Origin of the sequence: Flavobacterium sp. MDT1-60 (genome assembly GCF_014844035.1) — a bacterium.
Lineage (GTDB): Bacteria > Bacteroidota > Bacteroidia > Flavobacteriales > Flavobacteriaceae > Flavobacterium.
In genome coordinates this window covers 1022284-1046968 of record NZ_CP062159.1, presented here as the reverse complement: position 1 = coordinate 1046968, position 24685 = coordinate 1022284, and the positions used below count along the sequence as shown (strand labels likewise).

Sequence of the window (24685 nt, the reverse complement as noted above, 5' to 3'; positions counted from 1 at the left end):
AACATAAAATAAATTACTTTTCAAACACTTGATTAATATCTTCCCAATTATATCTTCTTTTGTAACTATTTAAATATTTAAAATCAATTATTTTTAAATATTGCATTTGTCCTATAATAATACCTGCAGAAATACCTAATTCGCAAGCAAGTTTGATAATTTTTTTTTGATTACTTCTTAAATCTCTTAATTCATTATGATAAGTATAAGGAACTAAAAATTCAGCTGCAAAAGTATTAGCCTCATTTTCCTGTTCATTAACAACTCCATCTTTATACATCTCAATATGAATAGTTTTCTTATGAAGAATTAAATGACCTGCTTCATGAAAAAAAGTAAACCAAAATTGATCATCAGTTAAATATCTAAAACTTAATAATAATATCGCTTTATTTTCATTTAAAAATTTTGTAGCTCCACTTGCCTTACAACCCGGAGGAGTTGGCACAACTGCTACAGCAACACCAGCCTCTGCACATATACTAACAAGTTTTGGAAGAAAATCTTTTGGATTTTTTAATCTAGTTAGTTTTTTTATTTCATTTAAAGAAATCTCAAATAGTGTTTTGTTCCATGGCTTACATTCAATTTGATTTGCTATAATCTCTCCCCTTCTCAACCAAGTTGCAACTGAAGCAAAATCTGAGTTAAGTGTTTGAGATGTCCTAAAGGATAATTCTTGTATTTCATTCTCATATGTGTCTTTCCATTTTCTAACACTAGGAACATTAAAAAAATCTAGACAAGATTGTAAATAATCTCCATTTTCAATCCAATTATTACTATTCATGAACTTAAAAGGTAGATTACTTAACCAAGCTTTATTTTCGGATTGAATTTTCTCAAAATGAAATCTATATTGTTTTTCTCTTGTTAGCCAAAATTCTTCAGGGACACCTAAATAAGCCTCCAATTTTGATGCTATTTTCTGATTTATGCTTTTATCTCCAATAATCAATTCATTGATTATTTCTATACTACTTCCCATTTGAGAGGCAAAATTTGATATGGTAATATTTTGCTCGTCTAAAATATCTCTAATAGTGTCTCCAGGAGGAGATACCCAATTAGGTTCAAAACTCATTATATTATTCATATGTTATCTCTCTTATCTCTAAAATCTTAATACGTTTAACTTTAGACCAATCAATTTTATCAATTGGTACATTAACAGCACAAAAAACTAACATTTTCTGTGTAGATAGGTTTATTTTATATTTTGGTATATCGTCATTGTCGTTTATTTCACTTGGCAAACCAATCCTGATAAGCAATAAATCTTCAACAGTATTTACAGCTGATAAATCTGCTAAACGTGAATGCAACTTTCTTGCTAATTCCTGCCCTAGCATATCAATTGCAACACTTTCCTCTTCGCACAGTTCTCTTATTTGTTTATTTGCAAATGATATTATCAAGTGTTACTATTAAAGTTAACGATTTATTTGCAAATAACGTTCTATTTACAAAGTAAATGTATTAGGCTTTATTTAATTACTTAACATAATTATTAACATTCATAATTAATTTATTTTTTAAATAATAAACCCAGCTGGTTTTTTTCACTAGCTGGGCTCTTCTCAACTCAAAAACCAATGATAATTATTACTACCATTTAGTACTTCTGAAATGCCATTTGAGAAATCAAAGGCATTTACATTCCTATCTAGGAATGTATCAATATAACTGCTTTTATTTGCTTGCGTGAAAAGATTATACATGTTCCAGAGATTTATGTCTCCATCTGTATTTCTACCAAAGTGCTCATCTTCATAATAATCCTTAGCAACAACATTCAGCTGTCCATCATTAAAATTTAATGCAGGAACATTTATTTTATCCCTTTTTGGCATATATTGGTAGAGTTTGCTTCTGCCTAATAGGGTTGCAAATTGGTGCTCAGTAAGAGAGTACTCCGAAAGTTTTTTCATTTTCACTAAATGCTTTTCTGCGTTATAATTTTGAAGAACTTCCATAATCTTTGACTGTAGTTCCACATAACTGCTTACCCTCATCTCTTCTGCAAAGCCATCTGTACTTACGCAGAGATTACAACAGACTTTTACCTGAAACCCAACAAAGAATTTGAACTTCTCGAAGGATTTTTTGCTGTATAAGTTTTCGAGATTATAACTTCTAACTCCACCTATTACAAGAGACATTTCATTACCATTAATTGTTTCTGTGATGCCAGGAATTCTAATAACGAAAGCCATTCTCTCAAAGTATTGAGTTCTCTCATGATCAAGCAAATCTTTAGCATGTTTTTGTATAGCCTCTGGAATTCTTCCTTTTATTTCATGACTGACCCTAATTTCAGGTTTATCAAAAGCGTGATTAGGAAAAACTCTACTTGTACATCCTTGCACAATTTCTATAAACTCTTGATGTGCAATTGTTCTTTCATTGTCTTTTGAGAATACTGGTATGACACACTTGTTCTTTAAGTGGCTTAAATTCATTTCCACAGTATTGGCTTCGATAAATGGCTTTGGAAGATATAGGGAACTAGAACTAATAGTATTATCATTTCTTTGGAGAACTGATCTCTCAGGAATTACAGACTTGATTTCTAATCCCCTCTCTTGGCTAATTTCAAAGATGCTTGTGTCCATTTGAACTAAAATTTTGTTGGTTAGTTAATGCCTCTAAATGTATTTTCTTATCGGTAAATTGAGTTTTCAAAGTTTCTTGATAAGAAGGATTTTCATTGTACAGCTTTGTTAATTCAGAAACAGATAATGAACTTTCTATCTTATCCAACATTTCTTTGATCGAAGTTGGTTTTACATTACACCAATCTAAAATTCGCTTACCTGTGGCAGAAGTAATTACAAACTCAGGTTTATTTGCAAATAAAGATGTTCTATCTTTACTTGCTCTTACTAAATGGTTATCATTAATTAGTTCAAAATTGACTGTTAACTCATACTCAAATCCTTCACGAGTAATTTCTTTTGTCCCGTGTTTTACAACTCTTGATTTACCATTTTCTGATTCCATACTGTAATCAATTTTTCGTCTTACTGTTGTAATTATGTGGCAACTAGAATTTAAGATCTTATCAATAAATGCTTGATGTCTTGGTGTAATAATTGCCCAATCTTGAAATCTACCTCCAAGTTTTTCATGTATTTCTAGACAACCTCCTGCACCATTCCATTCATGAGAAATGCTATCTACGATAACCACAGAGATATTTGCTTTTTCACATAGCTCAATAGCTTCTATATATCTCTCGGGAGAATATGGTGCTGACAAATCAATTACATTGAAATTGCCTAAATCTGAGTATAATGATGCAGAAGAATTCTCTGTATCAATAACCGCTATTTTGCTCCAATCATTAGTCATACCATAAGCTAATAAAAGTGCTGACTTGGTCTTACCAAATCCACTAGCTCCACTAATTCCTAAGCGTAGCTTTACTTGTTTTCTTTCGGATTGTTTTAATTGCATAATTTTTAATCTTTAAATTGGTTAATATTAAAATGAAAAAACAACTAACACAGTGACAAAGTGCTAATTGTTTTGAAAAGTTTTATAAGCAGAAAAAAAGCCATTCATAATAAAATGAATGGCTTTAAATAATAATCTGAATCAGATAAAATTCAAATTAACTTTTAGATAATTAAATCACTTTGTCACTTTTTGCAATAATGTTTCCATTGCAGAATCAATAACATCATTCTCTAATTCTTTTAAATATACTTGAGTAATGGATAAATTCTGATGTCCCATTGCTTCAGAGATTATATCAGTAGAAACGCCACTTTGTTTTAAATTAGTAGCAAAACTATGACGAGCTACATAACTTGTAATTTTACCATCGATCTTGCAAATTGAAGCTATTTCTTTCAAATCCTTATTGTATTTCTTAATAGTCCTTTCCTTCCTATATTCTAGTTCCATAGGTGTTGAATTTTCTTTTAATACAATAGGAAACACATATTTTGTTTCTCTCTTTTGAGCTTTGTAATAATCAAGTATTTGTTGAACAGGTTCTAGTACTTTTATTATAAAACGTGCTTTAGTCTTGCTCCTTACATAGATAACTTTACCATCTACAATATTCTCCCATCTCAATTTCATCATATCACTAAAATTCATTCCTCGCGTGTAATAACTAAAAACAAAATAATTTCTGGAATCAATTAAGGTAGGATGCTCTGTCATGTCTAGATTGATAACTTTATGAACATCTACAATACTCAAAGCCCTTTTGTTACTTGTTCCTTTTAGTTTTGAAACTTTATACTCTGTAAATGGATAATATTCTTTACTTGCACAGCCTTTTCTGATTGCATCATTATATATCGCCCTAATAGCTCGCATTTTTGCCGAAACACCAGTATCAATATTATTGTTAGCTCTAAGATAAACTTCATATTTACCAAGTAAAGTAGGAGTTATATCTTTAAAATAAATATTCTTATTCTCTAGAAACTTAAAAAAACTATTTTTAGAAAATTTGTAAAATTTAGCATTGCCTGTACGTCCTGATTTATTTAAATCATCAATATATTCATCCCAAAACTCTTTAACTGATATTTTTTTATCTCCTTTAAAGTTCAGGAACAGCCCTTCAAATTCATCCAAAGCTATATCTTCTCCTTTTCCTAAATGATCTGAAATAATCTTCTCTGCTCTGTTCCTAATCTCAGTTAAAGCAGAATTCATTTGTTTATAATTTGGGTAGTTTTTTCTGAACTCGGACTTAGTTTCGTTCCATTGTGACAAATCACATGATAGTTTCAACGAAATAAATTTAGTTTTTCTATCTTTAGTAAATCTTAGAAAGATTGGATATTCTCCATTAGCTAGGACTTTAGCTCTTTGAGTAATTTTTATAGTAGCCATAAATGATCAGTAATTTTAGGTACAACATAGGTACAACAAATGTATAAAAAATAGGTTAAAATAGGATAACAAAAGAAAATACAAATATCCAAATCTCTTTTAATTCAAGGCATTTGAAAGGATAAGAAAATAAATGAAAGAATACTAACCTTGCCTGGCAGGCAAGAGGTGATCGGTTCGAATCCGATATTCTCCACAAACATTTTCAACAAAAATACCCAAACAGTTTCTGTTTGGGTATTTTTATTTATACTAGTTATGTATTACACTTATATTATTTATTCTGCTACGATTAACAAATACTATGTTGGTTCCTGCCAAGATGTTCAACAGCGATTACAAGATCATTTAAATAGTAGAAGCAAATACACAAAAGTAGCAAAGGATTGGGAATTAAGATATTTCGAAACTTTCCTAACTAGAAGCGAAGCGTGTCAAAGAGAATTACAAATCAAAAAAATGAAAAGCAGAAAATATATCGAAAATTTAATCTTAACAAAAGGCTAGAGTATCCCGATGTATCGGGAGGGTGACCGGTTCTCCCGATGCATCGGAACGGTATTCTCCACAAAAAACCGTATTACTTTATTGTGATACGGTTTTTTTATTTTTCAGGAGCAGAAAGTTTTGTTTTCAAAAGACGACCTGTCCCGCTATCCCTTCCAATCTTTTATGCTGAACCCCAGCATAAAAGGATTTCCAGTTCTATCGGGGCTAGATTAGCCATTTTTGTTTTTATAAGATGTTTGAGTTGGATGTTATTGAGGCTCCCAACGTAAACGTTTAGGTTCTATCATGATATTTTTACCCTATTAAACTTCATTTTATACTTTCGCCACGTAAAATTTTACGTCTTGGAGGTTAAATTTTAGGTTATGAACCTAAAGTTTTACCGTGTCTTACCTAAAATTTTAGGTTCGTAACGTAAAAATTTCATGGTAGAGACCAAATACTTTATGATAAATCCTAAACAGCTTGTCTGAGTCCTTAAATAAGAAATCCCGAAATTTTAGTTTCGGGATTTCTTTCGATTGTGGATTTACTTTGCGGGCACGGATTGTAAATCCGCGCTATCGGGCAATTTCCACACTTCGTTTATCTAAAAAATCCAGTAATTCTCTTATGTTATTAACAGAATCAATATTAGAAAAATCTCTTTTTGCATTCAATAAAATATCAAATAAGTTATTTTCTTTAAATCCAAAAACTTTTCTATGAGAATGTTCGCGCATAAACTCACTATAGCTACCTGGGTATTTTTCAAATGGAGCTGTAACAATTCCAGAATTCAATGCTTCATTAAAGTTCTTTTTTAATAGCCACAATAAAAAATCATTATAACTTGTTTTTAGATTCAAAGCCAAATCGAATCCGTTTCCAATTAGAAACAATTTATTTATTTTTAATTTACTTTCTGGTAATTTTAGCTTTGTCATTAACTCAAAAAATTTATACTAGTTCACTCTCATTTTTGAAATTTATTTCATTTATCAAATCATCCCAACTTAATAATTCATCCTCTCTAAAATATTGAGGATCGAATTGTCTAACATCAGAATCATTTCTCACTTTACCATTTTTACTAGTTCCTTTTAACCAATTCCTGTGTCCAACAAAAATATGATTTGCTAAAATTTCTGAATTAATTATTCTGTATATAGGAGACTCATTTATGTTTGCAGGGATATTTACAAAAACAAAATATTTGTTTTTTGAAGTTTCATTTTCAACTTTTTTAGATAAAATCCATTTTAATTTATTTTGAGTAGTTTTTACTTGAATAGAAATTAATTTGTCTCCATTTAGATTACTCACTAAAATATCAACTCCATCAGAATTTCTCAAAGTTATCGCAGCTAAATAGCCCCTGCGTGAAAGTTCTGCTGCCACATAATATTCACCAGCAATTCCAGATAATTGTTTGTTTAACTTCATATTTATATAAAATTTATTATTTACTTTCAAACATAAAAGCTTACTCCAACAAAGTAAGCGTCCTATTTGTCAATTCATTTTTATATTTCAAAACATCATCAACACTACTTAATAAATACTCGTTATTTTCAATAACAATTTTCATTTTTGAATCGCTAAAAACTAATTTACAAATGACTTTTTTCAGATTGTCATCAATACTAATATTAAAAAAGCTTTTAAAATCTTTAAAGAAAATTCTTTGGCTTGGTATTTTTTTATTTTGAATCAACAAAGTTCTTATAGTATGATAAGCCTGAATTTCAGATTCCGTTGTTATAATTCCACCTGTATTTGAGTTTGCTTCTGATAACACTTTTTTCTCATATAAAGATTTCAACAATGCTGAATTAATCATTTTTATCATTTTAGCTTGAGTTTCTTCTGTGAATTTAGTTTTAAAATTCATTTCGCGATGAATGATTTTTAGAAAATCTTTAGAAGGAGCAATTAATTCTTTAAGTAAAGTAGCTTCAAAATCTTCCGTAAATACGCATTCCTGAGCAGTTTTTATAATTTCATTTACTACAACATATCTTTTATCAAACTTGATTAAAGTTTCCAAATCTTTCTCCGTATAATTAGACAAATTGAACACAAAAAAAGCTTTATTGTCAATTATATTTGGTTGTAAAACATCAGAATAAAATCTATACTCAATGCCATTTGTTAATACAGCAATTCTGGAATTCTTAGTATTATTAAAATAACCATTTAATTGTCCCGCTTCTTTATCACTCAATCTACTGTTATACTTTTTAGCTTCAATTAAAATAGTGTCTTTCTTATTCAACAAAATAGCATAATCAATTTTCTGACTCACACGTTCTCCAAAATCAGCATTATATTCTGGTATTAAATCATTCGAAATATAATTTAGGAGATGAAAAAATGGTTCAATTAAAAATTTACGAGTTTGAGCTTCGTTTGTACACAATTCTATTGCTTCATTAATTTTAAAACTCTCAATTGCTTTTTTTAATTGATTTATAGACTGTTTTGGAATGTTTGTGGTCATGCTTTACTGGTTTGGTTAGTTAGACAATTTCGAAATTAAAACTAAGCTAATGAAAATAAACCAATTACTGATTTTTTACAAATCATTGCTCTAAAAACAAATATCTTTATTTATTTGACCATCCCATTACGGAAAACCATATTAACAAAGTCTAAATTCAAAAGTAACCTTTTATCAATCTAATTGACTGCGTACTTTTACCTGAAAAACAATCTGGGATTTGCCAAATCTTCTCAAATACAAAATCAACTTTCCATTAAGCCAATTGCCCAAATCCGTTATAAGTTGCTGTTAGCTGTAGTTTTTTATTTGTTTTTTTCAACTTTTTCAATTTCATCTAGCCAAATTCTTTCAAATATTCGTCCGAAATAATAAATTTTGCTTTTGCCATCACCAGGCCCGAGTCTTTTAACTTTTACATGTCCTCTAAAATGAATTTCCTCTTTTGGGTCAAACAAATCTAAAATTGTTTCGAATGGTTCTTTACCAAATAGATAAGCGTTTTGTTCTTTAAAATGGTTTTCAGCAAAAATCATTAATAATGTTGTTTTCATTAATTTATTTTGACCATTACTTATTTGTTTTCGGAATCTTTCTGTAGCTTTTTGATTTCCTACAAATACAATATTTGTCAAAATTGTACATGGTTTATCTTGTTCTATTGAATATTCAACTACGTCAATATTCAATTCAAAATTATTGCCTCGAATTCCCCAATTAACCGAATAATCAGAGAATATTTCAGGTTGATTTGAATCTGATATTCTACCTAATTCGTCATTGTTCATTGTTGAAAGTGATTCTAAAATTGTTGCTAAACCATTATCAAAAGACGATCTAAAATCAGCATAAAATTTATCTCTTAAAAATAAAGGAATATCACAATCCTCAATTAAAAGAGGCAAGACAACTATTCTTCTTTTTTCAAGTTCTAACATTAAACCTGTAGTAATTTCTCTTTTACACCAATCAGAAGCTATTGAGCTTTTAGATAATATTACCATCAAAAATGATGCGTCAGTTATAGCATCTTGAATTTTATTAGTTATTGAATCTCCAAGTTTCATCTCCCATCTATCGATAAAAACTTTAATCCTTTTTTCTACAAGTTTTATACCTAATTTATCGACAAAATCTTTGTCTTTGTGCGAATAACTTATAAATATTGACATCCGTTTTGGTTTTTAAAATTACAGCTAACGTTTTGGAGCTTGGCGATGTTTCGAACTTTGTAAGCGAGTTCTTTCGTTTAAGATAAAATTTCTTGCAAAACACAAACGTGAATTTACCACAAAATTCGCAATCTTGCCAAACGGCTGTTACCAGCAATATTTGTTTTTTAATGAAGTTTTTTTACTTCCTTACTTTTGTATAATTGAATTATGTTGTCTGTAATTCCTGCCTCTTCATCTTTGGACAATTCTACAAGTTTATTAAGTGCTAATTCTTCATCATCATAGATAAAAGTGACTTTCTCAAGACATTTTATTATACCACTTGAAGTATATTTAAAACTAGAATTATGATTATTTTCAAATTCAAAAAGAGATTGGTCTAGAAAGGCTTTTAACGCGATATTAAAATTGCCTTTTAAAAAAGCTATTTGAGCATTTTGAGATAATAAATCTCTTTTTAATCTTTTGGATTCTGCAGATAATTTATTGTCATGATTTTTTTTATTTAATTCAATTTTTAAATCTAATTGCTTAACTTTTTCTTCTGCTGATTCTTTTAATGAGTTTATTTGTTGAGTTAAGTTATCATTGTAAGATTTTATTAAATCTTGATAATTACTAATATTTATTCTACTATCTTCTTTAATTTCAGTTCTTGTTTTGTCAATAAAATCATTAAACTTTTCGGTTAAAGTGCTAATACTTAAAGTTACTTCTTCCTGAAGCTTGACTTGTGTTTGATTCATTTCTGTAATGTTTTCAGAGGTTAAGAATGAGATTTTCTCTGTAAATTCATTTAAAGCATCTTTTTTTACACCAGCAATTTTAGAATCAATTTCACTCATCGCTTCTTTTACTTTTTTATCATTAAACCACCAATTGCTACCAAAAACTAATAAAACCGCTGTTCCTAATCCTCCTAATGCATAAAATATAGTTTTAAGAATACCATCATTTGCTTTTATTTGATTTTCATATAACATTTTATATGCTTTTCCTTCGGTCAACTCATTTTTGTCTTTCTCAGGAATAGTAGTTTCAGATACAGGGTTTGTATCTTTAAAAGAAAATAAAAGAGGTAATATTAATAGTAATAATGCTTTTCTCATGTTTTAAAATTTTTGTTAATTTTTATCTTTAAAATTGCTTTAGATTCTTGAATTTTCCTTTCTCCGGTAATATTGCTGTAACGCTCTCGTACTATAGCGTGTTTGGGACTAAATTAAGCCCATTCTTCAGATTAGCCAAATCTTCCAAATACAAAACCATATTTAAATTAAGCCAAATCCCCAAATTGCTTGTAGCGTGTGTTAGCGGTAGTTCGTCTTAGAAATCAGTATATTCTTCTAAGTTTTCACCGTCCATTAACTCTCTATTTATAGCCTGTAATCTTTCCAAAAGATCTGGCTGATTAAAATCAAAATCAATATTTGCTATTATTGGCGATAAAGGATTATCTGCTGTAACAAAACTTTGGAGATTAAAGTGATTTTCAAGTTGTTTTTCTTTGAGAAGTAAAATTATATCACATTCTACGTTGTAGGTATTATGGTTTTCACTATAAGCTGGTGCAGTAAAATTCGAACTTCCAATAATTGCTACTTTGGGCGTTTTTTCTTGTAAACCAATTGCAATTTTTGCGTGCCATTTTCTTCGTCTTTCTAAAAAAGCATTAAAACTTATTCCATTTGTTTTTAAGGAATTTAAAAAACTATCGAATTGATTATGCCAATCAGGTTTCACTCCTCGAAATGTATAACCAAAGTTTCCGCCAATAATAGTATATGAAATTTTACCAAAATTCGGATTTGCTAATATTGTTTTTACAATTTCATCGCCTGTGACACTATACTTATTATTTTCTTGAAAATAACCAGAACAAATTACTACACTATCGAAGTCGGGATAGCTTAAAATGCTTAATATATTTTGTTTGAAATAGCTTATATTCAAATCTGTTCTTAATGCAATCGAAATCATATACGTGTGTGCGTTTTGAATTACGGCTAACTTATTTATATGCGTGATAAAATCACACAAAGCCAGCTAAAAAATATAGATTGGTATGATAAATAATACTTATGTTAAATTCAGATCTAAATATTAATTCTTTATATGTTTTTTGTAGTCATTTTTATTTGTTTGATTAGTGAGACAACTTGCGAAACTAAAAACTTAGCTAATGACAATAAACTAATTATTAAGTTTCAAAAAATCATTGCTCTAAAACAAATACAAATATGTTTATTAATTTGACCATCCCATTACGGAAAACCATATTAACAAAGTCTAAATCAAAAGTAACCTTTTATCAATCTAATTGACTACGTACTTTTACCTGAAAAACAATCTGAGATTAAACTTAAGTTGTAGAAGATTTAAGTTTTTTATCTTTCTTCCTGGCTTTCTTCTCTTCAGCCAAAATTCTTGCATGTTGCCTGTTTATTTGTAACGCCCAAACAAAAGAAACAAACCAGCAAAGCACTGTCCATGCGGTGAGGAGGTTAAATACAAACAAGTACTTGCTGTTTTTTTTATTCCATGAAATGATCGTTGGTATAAAATAAACAAATAACATGACTATTCCTGCCATTATTTTTTCAATAGTAAGCTCTCGATTTTCAAATGGGAGATAGCTTTCTGTTTGTGCTTGAATGAAACTTGAGGGTAATAATGTGATGAGAGTAAAAGGGTAATTCTTTTTCATAATATTGAATTAATTATTAAAAGCTTCACTTTGTCGAGCTTCTTGTGTGATCCTTCTCCCGAAGCCTCGGGATCAGGATGACAAGATTGTGGCAACTTTGTCGAGCTTCTTGCGAGGATTTGCTTCGCCAGTCGCTATCGCTCTAGTTTCCTTCGTCGAAATGACAAGATTGCGGCAGAACTTTGCAGCTTTGCGACCTCACCGACAAACAAACTTAGCGTTCTTTGCGTAAACCCTTAGCGAACTTTGCGGTTAAAAAAAACTTAGTGCCTTAGCTCCTTCGTGGCAAAAAAACTACTTAATCAAAAACCCCATTCGAATAGACCCATAAAAATAACCTGAATTCGTATTTGTTTCAGGATCTTTCAATTCGCGGCCACGGTAAAGAAAAGAATAAGAAATATTGAACTTATTGTGGCGGTATTTCAAACCAAATTCGGCGTTGAAACGAAGTGGTTCCAACTCAAAAGTCACCGGACTGGTGTCGCTGAACATACTGCCTTCGATGGTGGCGTCGTAAAATTGGTAATTGACGCTTGGCATCGCATAAAAGTAAAATTCCCTCACATCGAATTGCGGTTGAGAACTCACTGAAGCGTCATACAAATTAGAATCATAAACAGGAAGTAATTTCTTGAAGCCAATTCTAGCCAAAAATCCTGTAGAAACACCGTTAAAAATAGTCCCCAAATTCGCTTCTGACTGAAAATGAAGATCTACAAAATCATTGTGTTTAGAAGGGAATAATTTCTTCGAATACATCACATGTGCCTGTACGGCAAGTGCATTATGAAGCTGGTTTTCCCAGCCATACACCTTTTTATAACCAATAACATGATGAAAACTTTCCTGGGTTTCACGCCCAAAAGCATTTGGTCCCATAAAACCCAACTGAAAATCGGTCTTTAAAACCGATTCGCTTTGGTAGAAAAAACTGCGTCCGGCTTCGGCAAAAAGATATCCCGTAAAAGGACGGTCGTTAATATCAACAGCCGTTTCATTAATAAATCTCGGATTATAGATATATTGCCCTAAACGAAATTCAGTAATTTTTTTATTGATTTTTTCGTTTTCGTTTTTGGATAGATATCTGAAAAAAAGTTCTAAACCGTTTGTATAATACATATCATTTTTAGACGAAGTGTATAAATCATTATCGGAAATAAAACCAAATTCATTTGTTTTTCCCTGCCCAAAAGATAGCGCTGTGGTTAGAACCAGAAATACAAAAACAATCTTTTTATTTCGCATTATAATTTATTTTTCCAACAGCACGCATTTCACGAACAATTCGTTCTTTGCGTCGATTGATATAACTTGAAGAACCTGTCGCTTTAAATTTTCTTGGGTTTGGTAATATTGCTGCAATTCCGGCCGCCTGCATGGCAGTTAAACTTGAAGCGTCACGACGATACCAATGTTCAGTTGCCGCATAAGCACCATAAACACCATCGCCCATTTCGATACTATTCAGGTAAACTTCCATGATGCGTTGTTTTCCCCAGATAACTTCAATTAAAACGGTGAAGTACGCTTCTAAACCTTTACGAAAATAGCTTTTCCCCTGCCATAAAAACACATTTTTAGCGGTTTGTTGCGAAATGGTACTTCCGCCACGAATTCGGCGTCCGCGTTCGTTGCTTTTATAGGCTTTTTGAAGTGCTTTGAAATCAAAACCATTGTGATATAAAAAAGTTCCGTCTTCACTGGCGATAACCGCTTTCTGCAAATTCATCGAAATTTTCTCAATCGGTTCCCAATCGTGGTCAAAATAAACTTCTTTTCCTCCTAATTTATTTTCGATAGCACGAATCACCATTAAAGGTGTAAAAGGTACCGGCACATATTTAAAAATGATAACGGAACCGATCGAAAGTCCGAAAAACCATAAAAACAGTTTTATAAAAAACCATTTTACTTTCTGGCCAAACGTGCGATTGGTTTTCTTTTTTGCTGTTGGCTTTGGCTTACTTGCGGTTGTTTTTTTTGGTACTGGTTTTTTGGTTGCTGCCATTATATTAAATCTGCTAATTCTGTTCCTATTAAACTACCTATTGCTACGCCCATTCCGCCTAAACGCACTCCACAAAACACGTTTTCAGACAATTGCGAAACAACAGGATTTTTACTGTTTCCTACTCCCATAATCCCGCTCCAACGATGGGCAATCTGGAAATCCTGATTTGGTAAAATTACATTTTTCAGCAACTCTTCCAATTTATTTTGTACAATTTTCGTTTGGCCAAATTCGGTTGTGTTTTCTGCTTCAAAATCTAAGTTTCGGCCTCCGCCAAGCAAGATTCTGTCACCAATATTTCTGAAATAATAATAACCGCGATCCAGATGAAAAGTGCCCCGAATATCTAAATTTTGAATTGGTTCCGTAATTAAAACCTGCGCCCTCGCCGGTTGGACTGCTCCTTTTGTTAACGTATTAGCAAAGCCATTTGTTGCGAACAATATCTTTTTTGAAGTAAAACTAAAATCGTTCAATGCAATTTCAACCTGATTTCCTAAATCGGTATAACCTGTTACGGTTTGCTGGTTCAAAATTAAAACATCAGCAGCAACGGCTTGTTTCAGCAATTCCTGCATCATATTTCCGGTATCGATCTGCGCTTCAAACGGATTAAAAATTAAATATTCCTGAATGTTTTCAAAACCAAATCGGTCTATTTCTTTGGTAAAAACATCAGTCTTAAAAAGTGGTTTTAAAATTTCATTAATAAAAGGCAATCGCGCAACACATTCATTGAAACCTCTTTCATCTTCTTTCAAAAAAAGTTCGTATCCGCCGTGAGGTTTAAAATCTATTGCAGCATCTCCCAATCTTTTTCGGAGCAATTGCAATCCTTGCCAGCGTTTTTCAATCAACGCAATCACATCTTCTTCTGAATGTGTTTTAAGATCTTCCAAAATTTCAGAAAGACTTCCGAAACAGGCAAAACCGGCATTTTTTGTACTGGCACCTTGTGGCAACATCCCTCTTTCTAAAACCAGAATTTTCGCCGTTGGGAATCTTTCGCGTAAGCGTAATGCTGCATGTAAACCTACGATCCCACTTCCAACGATGGTATAATCAACATTCGTAAACCAGTTTTTCAGCTCCCAATAACTTAATTCCATCTTTGCCAATTTTTTATAAAAATAATAATTTCTTTAATTTAAATTCCAAATTTTTAAATTCCAAATTCCAATTTGAAACCTTTAAAGTTAAAGTTTAGATATTGGAATTTGGAATTTATTTTTTGGGATTTATTTTAAATTATTTGGAATTTAAATGTTGTATTTTTAGCCCCACGAATATTAGAATTTTATTATGAAAAAAGTATTATTTACAACCTTAATAATGATGAGTTTAAACGCTATCGGACAGAATGTGATGTCACCAGAATTGTTATGGAAATTAGGAAGAGTGACTGCACTTGGACTTTCAAAAGACGAAAAAAACGTTGTTTTTAAAGTTTCTACTCCTTCAGTAGAAGAAAACAAATCATCTTCAAAATTTTACATCTTGCCAGTTAATGGCGGAGCTGCAACTGAAATTAAAGACACAAAAGATGTTTTGGCCGACAAAAATGTTTCGCCTGACGGAAAATTTTTAGTGTACAATGAAGAAGTGAAACTGGAGAAAGTTTTAGGAAAAGATTTTTATCCGAGCCTTACCAAATCAGATGCCCAAATTTATGATGGTTTAGATTATCGTCATTGGGATACCTGGAACGAAGGGAAATTCAACCACGTTTTTTATAAAGAAAACAAAGAAGGCGCTGCCGGAATTGACATCTTAAAAGGGGAGAACTTCGATTCTCCACAAAAACCTTTTGGTGGCGACGAAGACTATATCTGGTCTCCTGACGGAAAAAGTATCTTATATGTTTGCAAGAAAAAAGCGGGAACTGATTATGCTATTTCTACAAACACCAATATTTACGAGTACAATTTAGAGACTCAAAAAACAATCAACAGAACCGAAGATAATCTAGGATACGATACAGCTCCGCAGTTTTCTCCAACAGGAAATTTAACCTGGCTGCAAATGAAACGTGATGGTTATGAAGCTGATAAAAACGACATTATTGTTGAATTTAAAGGAATCAAAACCAACTTAACTGCCAATTGGGACGGAACTGTAGACAATTTTATCTGGAGTAAAGACGGTAAAAACATTTATTTTGTAGCGCCGGTTGACGGTACAAAACAACTTTTTGTAGTAAACTTTCCGGGATTGACAAGAATTGCCATTCAGGTTCGTCAGATTACAAAAGGTGATTTTGACGTAAATGATTTAGTAGGTTTCGCTGGAGATGATATCATCGTAACCAGAAACGACATGAATCACGCTCCTGAGATTTATTCTTTTAATTTGAAGAAAAATACCTGGAAACAACTTTCAAATGTAAATACAGATACATATAAAACACTAGCGTTAAGCAAAACGGAAAGACGTTATGTTACGACAACTGACGGTAAAAAAATGTTGGTTTGGGTAATTTTACCTCCAAATTTTGATGCTTCAAAAAAATATCCAACGTTGTTATTCTGTCAGGGCGGACCACAAAGTGCGTTGACACAATCCTATTCTTTCCGTTGGAATTTTTCATTAATGGCTGCTAAAGGCTATGTAGTTGTTGCACCAAACCGTCGTGGTATGCCAGGACATGGTGTAGAATGGAATGAGAAAATCAGTAAAGACTGGGGCGGCCAGGTTATGGACGATTACCTTTCTGCAATTGATGATGTTGCCAAAGAAAGCTACGTTGACAAAAGCCGTTTAGGTTGTGTTGGGGCAAGTTACGGAGGATATTCAGTATTTTATTTAGCCGGAATTCACAACAACCGTTTCAAAACTTTTATTGCACACGACGGCGTTTTCAATACCGTAAGTATGTTGGGAACTACTGAAGAAGTTTTCTTTAACAACTGGGATTTTGGTGGTGCATATTGGGAAAAAGACAATGCAGTTGCCCAAAAAGCATACACGACATTTAATCCGGCAACTTTGGTTCAAAACTGGAACAAACCAATTCTGATCTTCCAGGGAGGAAAAGATTTCCGTGTGCCAATTGGACAAGGACAAGAAGCTTTTCAGGCTGCTCAGTTAAGAGGAATCAAAAGTAGATTTGTTTATTTTCCTGATGAAAACCACTGGGTATTGCATCCGCAAAATGCTCAGGTTTGGCAAGGTGAATTTTTTAAATGGCTGAACGAAACGTTATAAGTTAAGCTTACATAAATATTTAATAGCCGCAAATTATATAACAATTTGCGGCTTTTTTATTTTCAAGACCTTTGAATTATGTAACAGATTCATTTCGATTCTCTTTTAAAAACAGATTTTTTTGAATAAATTGCAGGGAATTCAATTTTAAATCTACCAAATCTACTACTTGAAAATCTATGGAAAGTAAAAGAAGTTACACTGCTATAAAAGTACTTTTCAGCTACGTTGCTTTACTGGCTTTGGTTGTTACAGTCGGATGGTTTTTATATTCTGAAAATGTGGTTTATAACAAACTGGAAAATAAAATTGCCTTCGAAAAAACCAAAATTTTAAGAGTTAGCAAATTATTTTCGAATGTCTATAAAACGGAGAGTTTAGCCCGAAAAACAATTCAGACTAACTCTGAAAGTGACTTTAAAAGTTATCTTACTGAAACCGATTCTTTACGTTCCAGAATTGACACTTTAAAACAGATAGTAACTACACAATATCAAAAAACGTTGTTGGACAGCGTTAATTATTATTTATCTGAAAAAACGAAGAACATTCAGCAGTTAAAAGCGATAAAAAACAAAGCTGACGATGAAGTTTCGGTAAATACTGCTATTGATGAAATCACCAAAATGGAGTTTAAACTCCGAAAATTAGAGCTTCAGGATTTTACTAAAAGTCCAAATCAGCTTGGAAGTTACCAGCGAAATGTGCTTCAGAAATATGTCGATTATCTGAATCAGAATATTCCGGATGACAGTACCAATACGTTAAGCAAACAGGCTTCTGATTCTATCCTGGCAAATTCGAAAAAGCTTTTGAGCAATGTAAAACTAAAAGCAGAAAAGAAAAAAGAATCACTGAATTTTGAGGAAAATAAATTGCTTAAAAATGAAATCGCCATTTCAGAACAACTTCGAAAAGTGCTTCGGATTATTGAGCGAGAAATCATTATCAATTCGATTAAAAACAATTCTTTAAAAGAAAAATCACTTAAAAAAGTCAATGAAATTGTAACGGCTTCGGCCATTATTGGTTTGATATTGACTTTGTTTTTCTCCATTTTAATTGTGAGCGATTATTCGAAATCACAAGTCTATAAAAGACAGCTCGAAATTGCGAATTTTAAAACGAAGAACTTATTAAAAAGCCGCGAGCAATTGATTTCGACCGTAAGTCATGATTTAAAAACACCTTTGAGTACCATTGTCGGTTATTCAGAACTTTTGGGTAATTCTGATGTGAATACGAAGCAGTCTTATTTTATTAAAAACATTAAAAATTCTTCAGAATATATTACCCAATTAGTTCAGGATTTATTGGATTTCTCTCAAATCGAAGCAGGAAAAATTACGATTGAAAAAGTGCCTTTTTCATTGCCTGAAATTATTGATGAAGTTGCCAAAAGCATTCAGACCGTTTACAAACAAAAAAACATTGAACTTATTATTAATGTTGATGAAAAGCTGAACAGTAAAATTGTGGGGGATCCGTTTCGATTGAAACAAATCTTAAGCAATATTATTGGAAATGCTTATAAATTTACGGAAGAAGGTTTTATCAGAATCGGTGCTTTTATTGCTGAAAATGATCAATTTTTTACGATTATAATTGAAGATAGCGGAATTGGAATTGAAAAAGAAAATCAGAAATTAGTTTTTGAAGAATTTGCTCAGGCCAATGAAGGCATCGAAAAAAAATACGGCGGAACTGGTTTAGGATTGTCAATCTGCCAAAAAATAATTTCCATTTTAGGAGGAACTTTACAGCTTGAAAGTATTTTTGGAAAAGGAAGTACTTTTGAAATTCAGTTGCCGTTATTGTTTGACAGCAGTACAAACTCAATACAAGAGGCTAAAAAAGCAATTGTTCGCAATACTAAAAAACAAACTTTCATTGTGATTGATGACGACATTAATCTGCTCAATTTAACCATTGGTGTTTTAAGACAGGAAAATCATCAGGTATTGTCTTTCACCAGTGCGATCAAAGCATTGGAAGCCATTCAAAAAACGAATTTTGATTTTGTCATAACCGATATTCAAATGCCTGAAATGGATGGTTTTATGTTTCTTCAAAAACTTAAAAACACGTCAATCTATAAAAATCAACCTGTAATTGCCTTAACCGGAAGAACTGATTTAGCTCCGTCTGTATACGCCAAAGCAGGTTTTACAACTGTGGTTAAAAAACCGTATTCTCCAAAAATATTATTGGAAACCATTCATCTTATTTTACAAAATGATACTTTGCCTGTGGTTGACATTAATGACAACGAAGAAAAAATAGCTACAAAATCATATTCCTTAGAAACCCTAAAAGACTTTCTGGGAAATGATAAAAATGCCTTAAATGAAGTTTTAAAATCATTTATAGAAAGTACCAATGAAAATCTTGTGTTTTTAGAAACTGCCATTGGACAAGAAAATGTCCCGGAAATAAATGCTATTGCGCATCGAATTGCACCAATGTTCAATCAGATTGAAGCATATGAAATTGGCGGGATACTAAAAGTATTAGATAAAAATGATTTTGAAATTTCTGATTTGAAAGACATCTTTAAAGCCTTAAAGGCAAAAACAGAATCACTTTTTAAAGCGTTGCAAAAAGAGATTATTTAATCGATGTTGTATTGCTTTAGCTTATTATAAAGAGTCTTTCTGGTAATTTTAAGCAATTTGGCGGCTTCCGATTTGTTATTTTGAGTTCTTGAAAGTGCGTGAATAATAGTTTCTTTTTCATTTTCTGACAATGAAAAAGTTTCGTTCGAATTTTGCAGATTACTTTTCTGAGCCTGAAAAAACTCAGCTGGCAAAACATCACTCTCAATATAATCGCTTCTGGTAAGAAGTGTGGCACGTTTTACGCAGTTTTGCAGCTCACGTAAATTCCCAGGCCAATTGTATTTTTGAAAAATAGCAACAACTTCAGGCGAAAATCCGATTACTTCCTTATTCAGCTGATTATTGGCTTTTTCCAGAAAGTATTCGGCAAAAACCATTAAATCCTCTTCCCTGTCTTTTAATGAAGGCGAAAGAATCGAGAATTCGTTGATTCTATGGTATAAATCTTCTCTAAAATCACCGTTTTTTACTGCTTCGCGCAAATCTTCGTTTGTAGCAGTTATGATGCGGATATCAACGTTAATTTCTTTATTGCTTCCAACAGGTTTGATTTTTCTTTCCTGAAGTGCTCTCAGCAACTGTATTTGATTTTCATAAGAAAGATTTCCGATCTCATCTAAAAACAAAGTTCCACCATTAGCAGCTTCAAAATAACCCATTTTGTCGCTAATTGCTCCTGTGAACGATCCTTTTAAATGCCCAAAAAATTCACTTGCTGCTAATTCTTTCGGAATTGCGCCACAATCAACCGCAATAAAATTATTGTTTTTTCTGGTGCTTTGCTGGTGAATGCTTTTGGCAATAATTTCTTTTCCTGTTCCGCTTTCTCCAATAATCAAAACCGACATATCCGTAGGACTCACCAAATGAATGTGATCTAATAATTTTTTGGAAGCAACAGAAATACCTCTGACAAATTCATTTTCAGACGAAGTAGCTTCTTTCTTTTTTGGTGCTTTTTTTTCTTTTGCCGGAATTTCTTCGCTTTCAGAATTTTTTAAAGCATTTGTAATTACTAATAAAACCTCATCAGGATTAAAAGGTTTTGAAATATAATCGGCTGCACCATTTTTTATGGCTTTAACCGCAGTATTTACATCTGAATATCCCGTCATAAGAATCACAGGGGTTTCAGGTTTTGAAGTTTTAAATTCAGACATCAATCCAATACCATCAGAATCAGGCAAACGCAGGTCTGTCAGAATCAAATCGAAAGATTCTTTCTTCATTGCCAATCTGGCCTCTTCTGCCGAGAAAGCAACGGTTATGTCGTATGCTTTTTTTATTAGAAATTTCTCTAATAATTTGCAAAACGAAATATCATCTTCTATCAGTAATATCTTTGACATCTGTTTTTAGGGTCTTTTTTGCTAAAATAATACTATTAAACTTGTATTTTCATAAAATTATGCAAAAAAAAAGAGATTGCACGTCGCAATCTCTTTTTTACCAAAAACATAAATCTAATTCACCTAATTATATTTTCAACCAATTGCCATTGACATCTGAGTAAACAGTAGCCTTTTGGTCACCAACTGATATTTCGAGTTTATACTCTTTTTTTTCGTTTGTATAAGCTTTCACCAGCTTTGCGCCAGGGTAAGCTGTTTCTAATGCTGTCTTCACTACAGCCGGAACTGCATCAACCGCAACTTCTTTATATTCATCCTGAACATTAACAGCAATCTTTACAGGCTCAGCTTCTGTAGTTGCATGTATTGATAAACTTCCCAAAATTATTGCTGCCGATAAGATTAACTTTTTCATAATGTTCATTTTAAATTATTTTTTAAGAATGTTTCCCGAAGCATCTGTAAAAAAAGTATATTTCTTACCTTCTTTCGAAATTTCAAGCTTGTATTCGTCCTTAGCATTTTTCCATGCTTTTTCCAATTTAGAACCTACAAATGATTTTTCAATTGTTGATTTTACAGCGGCTGGAACAGCATCTGCCGTAATTTCAGTATATTCATCCTGAACATTTACTGAGGAAACAATTGAATTTGTTACAACCGGAGTTGCTGCATTCATTGACAAACCTCCTAAAAGGATAGTTGCAGATAAGATTAACTTTTTCATGTTATGGGGATTTTATAGTTACTTTTTAAGGATATTCCCTTGTGCATCCGTGTAAACAATTGATTTTACTTCTCTGACAGTAATTTCAATTTTATATTCTTTTTTGTCGTTTACATATGCTTTGTCAAGTTTAACTCCTGGATAAGCATTATCTAAAGCTGTTTTAATAGCTGCCGGAACAGCATCAATTTCTTTATACTCATCCTGACTTTTTATTGAATTCGTTATTGTATTTGTTTCATCAATAACTGCTGCCTGTGTTGACAACCCTCCTAACAGGATAGCTGCCGATAAGATTAACTTTTTCATAATAATAGTTTTTTAGTAGTTAGTGATTATTTTTTAACCCAAGATCCGTCTGCATTAGCATAAAGAGAACCTACCTTATCTCCTACAGTAACTTCTAATTTGTATTGAGAAGCTGCATTTTTGTAGGCTTTAGAAAGTACTGCATCCGGATAAGCTTTTTTAAGCGCATCTGTAACTGCAGCTGGTACTTCTTCTACTTTGATTTCAGTATATTCATCCTGAATTGAAATAGTTTTTACGATTGTATTTGAAATTGGAGAAGTTGAAGCAAATGAAGTTAAACCTCCCAAAACGATTGCGGCTGATAAAAATAAATTTTTCATGATATTTAATTTAACGGTGTATATAATATTTTTTAAACTTTAAACTGAATGGCTATAGATTATTTTTTAATCCAGGATCCATCTGCGTTAGCATAAAGAGAACCTACCTTGTCTCCTACAGTAACCTCTAATTTGTATTCTGATTTTGCATTTTTGTATGCTTTAGAAAGTACTGCATCCGGATATGCTTTTTTAAGAGCCTCTGTAACTGCTGCCGGTACTTCTTCTAATTTAATTTCTGTATACTCTTCCTGAATAGAAATTGTTTTTACGATTGTATTTGAAATTGGAGAAGTTGAAGCAAATGATGTTAAACCTCCCAAAACGATTGCGGCTGATAAAAATAGATTTTTCATAATAGTTATATTTTAGTATTCGTAATTTAATTTTAGTATTACTAATTTGAATAAACATTGAAGTGCCTATTTAAATTATTTTTTAATCCATGTTCCGTCTGCATTAGCATAAAGAGAACCTACTTTCTCTCCAACAGTAACATCTAATTTGTATTCTGATTTTGCATTTTTGTATGCTTTTGAAAGAACTGCATCCGGAAATGATTTTTTCAAAGCCTCAGTAATTGGAGCCGGCACTTCTTCTAATTTAATTTCTGTGTATTCGTCCTGAATTGAAATCGTTTTTATAATAGAATTTGTAATTGGAGAAGTCGATGCGAATGAAGATAAACTTCCCAAAACAATAGCGGCTGATAAGAATAAATTTTTCATAATGTATATTTAGTTTAATAGTTGTTTACGCTTTAGATAATGAAATTATTATGCCGCAAACCAAACATAACATGCCAAATCGTTCAAACCCTTATTTTTAAAGGCCTTAACCTATTTGTGCCAAAATTTATAAATTAAAAAAAGTGTGTAATTTTCCAAATGAGTGTGTAAAAAGTATACACTTTTAGTGTTTACCGAGCCATTTAAGCAACAAGACCCGACAAATTTCAAAATTTGTCGGGTCTAATATTTTAATGTAAAATAAAAAAGGCTGTCAAAATTGACAGCCTCTTTATAATTATTCGATTGGATTCATTTTAAAAGTATCCATAAATGCAGTTGTGTAATCTCCTGCAATATATCTTGGATCATCCATTAATTGTCTGTGGAAAGGTATTGTAGTTTTCACACCTTCGATTACGAATTCATCCAAAGCTCTTCGCATTTTGCTGATAGCTTCTTCACGAGATTGAGCTGTTGTAATTAACTTAGCAATCATCGAATCGTAATTTGGCGGAATACTGTAACCAGAGTAAACGTGAGTATCTAAACGAACTCCGTGCCCTCCTGGCATATGAAGCGTAGTAATTTTCCCTGGGGAAGGACGAAAATCATTATAAGGATCTTCAGCATTAATACGACATTCGATAGCATGCAATTGTGGTAAATAGTTTTTTCCTGAAATCGGAATTCCGGCAGCAACCATAATTTGCTCACGAATCAAATCATAATCAATAACTTGTTCTGTAATTGGGTGCTCCACCTGAATACGTGTATTCATTTCCATGAAATAGAAATTTCTATGTTTGTCTACAAGAAATTCTACTGTTCCGGCTCCTTCGTATTTAATGAATTCAGCAGCTTTTACGGCAGCTTCTCCCATTGCAGCACGCAATTCGTCTGTCATGAATGGAGAAGGTGTTTCTTCAGTTAGTTTTTGGTGACGACGTTGTACAGAACAATCTCTTTCAGAAAGATGACACGCTTTTCCGTATGAATCTCCAACAACCTGAATTTCGATATGACGTGGCTCTTCAATAAGTTTCTCCATGTACATTCCGTCATTTCCAAATGCAGCAGCAGCTTCCTGACGTGCACTTTCCCATGCTTTCAATAATTCTTCTTCTTTCCAAACGGCACGCATTCCTTTTCCACCACCGCCGGCAGTTGCTTTAAGCATAACCGGGTAACCAAATTCTTTAGCCAATTTTTGTGTTTGTTCGAAAGATTCTAATAATCCGTCAGAACCTGGCACACATGGAACTCCTGCAGCTTTCATTGTCGCTTTTGCAGAAGCTTTGTCTCCCATTTTATCAATCATTTCAGGAGCCGCACCAATAAATTTGATGCCGTGTTCCTGACAAATTTTAGAGAATTTAGCATTCTCTGAAAGAAACCCATATCCTGGATGAATTGCATCTGCATTTGTAATTTCTGCAGCAGCAATAATATTTGACATTTTCAAATACGATAAGTTACTCGGAGGAGGTCCGATACAAACCGCTTCGTCAGCAAACTTTACATGTAGACTTTCTGCATCAGCTGTAGAGTAAACCGCTACAGTCTTAATTCCCATTTCCTTACATGTACGAATTACACGAAGTGCAATTTCTCCTCTATTCGCAATTAATATTTTTTTAAACATCTTATTTTAATTAGATAATTAGACAATT

The 24685-nt window shown here is 32.2% G+C and carries 26 protein-coding genes; 3 read left to right on the top strand and 23 right to left on the bottom strand.

Annotation, left to right across the window (positions count from 1 at the left end):
* Positions 1–13: 13 nt before the first annotated feature.
* The 5 genes from IHE43_RS04330 to IHE43_RS04310 form a co-directional block, all read right to left on the bottom strand.
* Positions 14–1096 (bottom strand): ImmA/IrrE family metallo-endopeptidase, encoded by a 1083-nt coding sequence (locus tag IHE43_RS04330; RefSeq protein ID WP_192186851.1) that lies wholly within the window; start codon positions 1094–1096, stop codon positions 14–16.
* Positions 1089–1418 carry a killer suppression protein HigA gene (locus IHE43_RS04325; RefSeq protein ID WP_192186850.1) on the bottom strand — a complete coding sequence of 110 codons (330 nt, stop codon included), beginning with the start codon at positions 1416–1418 and terminating at the stop codon, positions 1089–1091. The genes IHE43_RS04330 and IHE43_RS04325 overlap by 8 nt, the downstream gene beginning before the upstream one ends.
* 162 nt (positions 1419–1580) lie before the next feature.
* The gene (locus IHE43_RS04320; protein WP_192186849.1) at positions 1581–2615 is read right to left on the bottom strand and encodes a DUF3871 family protein; all 1035 of its coding nucleotides are present in this window, start codon (positions 2613–2615) and stop codon (positions 1581–1583) included.
* Positions 2596–3459, bottom strand: coding sequence for an AAA family ATPase (locus IHE43_RS04315; RefSeq protein ID WP_192186848.1), 864 nt, complete (start codon positions 3457–3459; stop codon positions 2596–2598). The genes IHE43_RS04320 and IHE43_RS04315 overlap by 20 nt, the downstream gene beginning before the upstream one ends.
* Before the next feature lie 177 nt (positions 3460–3636).
* On the bottom strand, positions 3637–4860 hold the full coding sequence (locus tag IHE43_RS04310; protein WP_192186847.1) for a site-specific integrase: 1224 nt from the start codon (positions 4858–4860) through the stop codon (positions 3637–3639).
* A gap of 258 nt (positions 4861–5118) precedes the next feature.
* On the opposite strand from IHE43_RS04310, the gene IHE43_RS04305 reads away from it, so the two are divergent.
* Positions 5119–5367 carry a GIY-YIG nuclease family protein gene (locus tag IHE43_RS04305; RefSeq protein ID WP_192186846.1) on the top strand — a complete coding sequence of 83 codons (249 nt, stop codon included), beginning with the start codon at positions 5119–5121 and terminating at the stop codon, positions 5365–5367.
* Positions 5368–5930: 563 nt separating this feature from the next.
* Here IHE43_RS04305 and IHE43_RS04300 read toward each other — a convergent pair.
* The 10 genes from IHE43_RS04300 to IHE43_RS04255 all read right to left on the bottom strand — a co-directional run bounded on the left by IHE43_RS04300 (position 5931) and on the right by IHE43_RS04255 (position 14860).
* Entirely contained in the window at positions 5931–6296 is a 366-nt protein-coding gene (locus IHE43_RS04300; protein WP_192186845.1) for an AbiH family protein, read from the bottom strand.
* Positions 6297–6309: 13 nt separating this feature from the next.
* Positions 6310–6795: a hypothetical protein gene (locus IHE43_RS04295; protein WP_192186844.1), complete on the bottom strand. Its 486-nt coding sequence runs from the start codon at positions 6793–6795 to the stop codon at positions 6310–6312.
* A gap of 40 nt (positions 6796–6835) precedes the next feature.
* Positions 6836–7852, bottom strand: a complete 1017-nt coding sequence (locus tag IHE43_RS04290) for a type I restriction enzyme HsdR N-terminal domain-containing protein (protein ID WP_192186843.1) — start codon at positions 7850–7852, stop codon at positions 6836–6838.
* Between the two features lie 305 nt (positions 7853–8157).
* On the bottom strand, positions 8158–9024 hold the full coding sequence (locus IHE43_RS04285) for a toll/interleukin-1 receptor domain-containing protein (RefSeq protein WP_192186842.1): 867 nt from the start codon (positions 9022–9024) through the stop codon (positions 8158–8160).
* Positions 9025–9191: 167 nt separating this feature from the next.
* Entirely contained in the window at positions 9192–10136 is a 945-nt protein-coding gene (locus tag IHE43_RS04280) for a hypothetical protein (RefSeq protein WP_192186841.1), read from the bottom strand.
* A 217-nt stretch (positions 10137–10353) separates the two neighbouring features.
* A complete protein-coding gene (locus IHE43_RS04275; protein ID WP_192186840.1) occupies positions 10354–11007 on the bottom strand; it encodes a restriction endonuclease PLD domain-containing protein in 654 nt (217 codons plus the stop codon).
* 382 nt (positions 11008–11389) lie between these two features.
* Entirely contained in the window at positions 11390–11734 is a 345-nt protein-coding gene (locus IHE43_RS04270) for a superinfection immunity protein (RefSeq protein ID WP_192186839.1), read from the bottom strand.
* Between the two features lie 294 nt (positions 11735–12028).
* Positions 12029–12985, bottom strand: coding sequence for a lipid A deacylase LpxR family protein (locus IHE43_RS04265; RefSeq protein WP_192186838.1), 957 nt, complete (start codon positions 12983–12985; stop codon positions 12029–12031).
* Positions 12975–13748, bottom strand: coding sequence for a monofunctional biosynthetic peptidoglycan transglycosylase (gene mtgA, locus IHE43_RS04260; protein WP_192186837.1), 774 nt, complete (start codon positions 13746–13748; stop codon positions 12975–12977). Before mtgA ends, IHE43_RS04265 begins: the two co-directional genes overlap by 11 nt.
* A complete protein-coding gene (locus tag IHE43_RS04255; protein ID WP_192186836.1) occupies positions 13748–14860 on the bottom strand; it encodes an FAD-binding oxidoreductase in 1113 nt (370 codons plus the stop codon). The genes mtgA and IHE43_RS04255 overlap by 1 nt, the downstream gene beginning before the upstream one ends.
* Positions 14861–15053: 193 nt before the next feature.
* On the opposite strand from IHE43_RS04255, the gene IHE43_RS04250 reads away from it, so the two are divergent.
* Both IHE43_RS04250 and IHE43_RS04245 read left to right on the top strand, forming a co-directional pair.
* Entirely contained in the window at positions 15054–16955 is a 1902-nt protein-coding gene (locus tag IHE43_RS04250) for a S9 family peptidase (RefSeq protein WP_192186835.1), read from the top strand.
* A gap of 179 nt (positions 16956–17134) precedes the next feature.
* On the top strand, positions 17135–19570 hold the full coding sequence (locus tag IHE43_RS04245; RefSeq protein WP_192186834.1) for a hybrid sensor histidine kinase/response regulator: 2436 nt from the start codon (positions 17135–17137) through the stop codon (positions 19568–19570).
* Here the strand turns inward: IHE43_RS04245 and IHE43_RS04240 are convergent.
* The 8 genes from IHE43_RS04240 to accC all read right to left on the bottom strand — a co-directional run bounded on the left by IHE43_RS04240 (position 19567) and on the right by accC (position 24657).
* The gene (locus tag IHE43_RS04240) at positions 19567–20922 is read right to left on the bottom strand and encodes a sigma-54 dependent transcriptional regulator (RefSeq protein WP_192186833.1); all 1356 of its coding nucleotides are present in this window, start codon (positions 20920–20922) and stop codon (positions 19567–19569) included. The genes IHE43_RS04245 and IHE43_RS04240 overlap by 4 nt on opposite strands.
* A 127-nt stretch (positions 20923–21049) precedes the next feature.
* Positions 21050–21340, bottom strand: coding sequence for a hypothetical protein (locus tag IHE43_RS04235; RefSeq protein ID WP_192186832.1), 291 nt, complete (start codon positions 21338–21340; stop codon positions 21050–21052).
* Positions 21341–21355: 15 nt separating this feature from the next.
* A complete protein-coding gene (locus IHE43_RS04230) occupies positions 21356–21652 on the bottom strand; it encodes a hypothetical protein (RefSeq protein WP_192186831.1) in 297 nt (98 codons plus the stop codon).
* 18 nt (positions 21653–21670) lie between these two features.
* Positions 21671–21961, bottom strand: coding sequence for a hypothetical protein (locus IHE43_RS04225; protein WP_192186830.1), 291 nt, complete (start codon positions 21959–21961; stop codon positions 21671–21673).
* Between the two features lie 26 nt (positions 21962–21987).
* A complete protein-coding gene (locus tag IHE43_RS04220; protein ID WP_192186829.1) occupies positions 21988–22284 on the bottom strand; it encodes a hypothetical protein in 297 nt (98 codons plus the stop codon).
* Between the two features lie 59 nt (positions 22285–22343).
* The gene (locus tag IHE43_RS04215; protein ID WP_192186828.1) at positions 22344–22640 is read right to left on the bottom strand and encodes a hypothetical protein; all 297 of its coding nucleotides are present in this window, start codon (positions 22638–22640) and stop codon (positions 22344–22346) included.
* Between the two features lie 75 nt (positions 22641–22715).
* Complete coding sequence (locus IHE43_RS04210; RefSeq protein WP_192186827.1) at positions 22716–23012, bottom strand: hypothetical protein; 297 nt, start codon at positions 23010–23012, stop codon at positions 22716–22718.
* Positions 23013–23310: 298 nt separating this feature from the next.
* On the bottom strand, positions 23311–24657 hold the full coding sequence (gene accC, locus IHE43_RS04205; protein ID WP_056186998.1) for an acetyl-CoA carboxylase biotin carboxylase subunit: 1347 nt from the start codon (positions 24655–24657) through the stop codon (positions 23311–23313).
* Positions 24658–24685 lie beyond the last annotated feature (28 nt).

Excerpts from the sequence above, each read along its gene's own strand:
- IHE43_RS04275 (WP_192186840.1), bottom strand. The coding sequence starts at position 11,007 with ATGATTTCGATTGCATTAAGAACAGATTTGAATATAAGCTATTTCAAA.
- IHE43_RS04315 (WP_192186848.1), bottom strand. The coding sequence starts at position 3,459 with ATGCAATTAAAACAATCCGAAAGAAAACAAGTAAAGCTACGCTTAGGA.
- IHE43_RS04270 (WP_192186839.1), bottom strand. The coding sequence starts at position 11,734 with ATGAAAAAGAATTACCCTTTTACTCTCATCACATTATTACCCTCAAGT.
- IHE43_RS04255 (WP_192186836.1), bottom strand. The coding sequence starts at position 14,860 with ATGGAATTAAGTTATTGGGAGCTGAAAAACTGGTTTACGAATGTTGAT.
- IHE43_RS04320 (WP_192186849.1), bottom strand. The coding sequence starts at position 2,615 with ATGGACACAAGCATCTTTGAAATTAGCCAAGAGAGGGGATTAGAAATC.
- IHE43_RS04280 (WP_192186841.1), bottom strand. The coding sequence starts at position 10,136 with ATGAGAAAAGCATTATTACTATTAATATTACCTCTTTTATTTTCTTTT.
- IHE43_RS04225 (WP_192186830.1), bottom strand. The coding sequence starts at position 21,961 with ATGAAAAAGTTAATCTTATCGGCAGCTATCCTGTTAGGAGGGTTGTCA.
- IHE43_RS04240 (WP_192186833.1), bottom strand. The coding sequence starts at position 20,922 with ATGTCAAAGATATTACTGATAGAAGATGATATTTCGTTTTGCAAATTA.
- IHE43_RS04285 (WP_192186842.1), bottom strand. The coding sequence starts at position 9,024 with ATGTCAATATTTATAAGTTATTCGCACAAAGACAAAGATTTTGTCGAT.
- IHE43_RS04330 (WP_192186851.1), bottom strand. The coding sequence starts at position 1,096 with ATGAATAATATAATGAGTTTTGAACCTAATTGGGTATCTCCTCCTGGA.
- IHE43_RS04310 (WP_192186847.1), bottom strand. The coding sequence starts at position 4,860 with ATGGCTACTATAAAAATTACTCAAAGAGCTAAAGTCCTAGCTAATGGA.
- IHE43_RS04235 (WP_192186832.1), bottom strand. The coding sequence starts at position 21,340 with ATGAAAAAGTTAATCTTATCGGCAGCAATAATTTTGGGAAGTTTATCA.
- IHE43_RS04250 (WP_192186835.1), top strand. The coding sequence starts at position 15,054 with ATGAAAAAAGTATTATTTACAACCTTAATAATGATGAGTTTAAACGCT.
- IHE43_RS04245 (WP_192186834.1), top strand. The coding sequence starts at position 17,135 with ATGGAAAGTAAAAGAAGTTACACTGCTATAAAAGTACTTTTCAGCTAC.
- IHE43_RS04220 (WP_192186829.1), bottom strand. The coding sequence starts at position 22,284 with ATGAAAAATTTATTTTTATCAGCCGCAATCGTTTTGGGAGGTTTAACT.
- mtgA (WP_192186837.1), bottom strand. The coding sequence starts at position 13,748 with ATGGCAGCAACCAAAAAACCAGTACCAAAAAAAACAACCGCAAGTAAG.
- IHE43_RS04210 (WP_192186827.1), bottom strand. The coding sequence starts at position 23,012 with ATGAAAAATTTATTCTTATCAGCCGCTATTGTTTTGGGAAGTTTATCT.
- IHE43_RS04295 (WP_192186844.1), bottom strand. The coding sequence starts at position 6,795 with ATGAAGTTAAACAAACAATTATCTGGAATTGCTGGTGAATATTATGTG.
- IHE43_RS04290 (WP_192186843.1), bottom strand. The coding sequence starts at position 7,852 with ATGACCACAAACATTCCAAAACAGTCTATAAATCAATTAAAAAAAGCA.
- IHE43_RS04305 (WP_192186846.1), top strand. The coding sequence starts at position 5,119 with ATGTATTACACTTATATTATTTATTCTGCTACGATTAACAAATACTAT.
- IHE43_RS04300 (WP_192186845.1), bottom strand. The coding sequence starts at position 6,296 with ATGACAAAGCTAAAATTACCAGAAAGTAAATTAAAAATAAATAAATTG.
- accC (WP_056186998.1), bottom strand. The coding sequence starts at position 24,657 with ATGTTTAAAAAAATATTAATTGCGAATAGAGGAGAAATTGCACTTCGT.
- IHE43_RS04230 (WP_192186831.1), bottom strand. The coding sequence starts at position 21,652 with ATGAAAAAGTTAATCTTATCTGCAACTATCCTTTTAGGAGGTTTGTCA.
- IHE43_RS04265 (WP_192186838.1), bottom strand. The coding sequence starts at position 12,985 with ATGCGAAATAAAAAGATTGTTTTTGTATTTCTGGTTCTAACCACAGCG.
- IHE43_RS04215 (WP_192186828.1), bottom strand. The coding sequence starts at position 22,640 with ATGAAAAATCTATTTTTATCAGCCGCAATCGTTTTGGGAGGTTTAACA.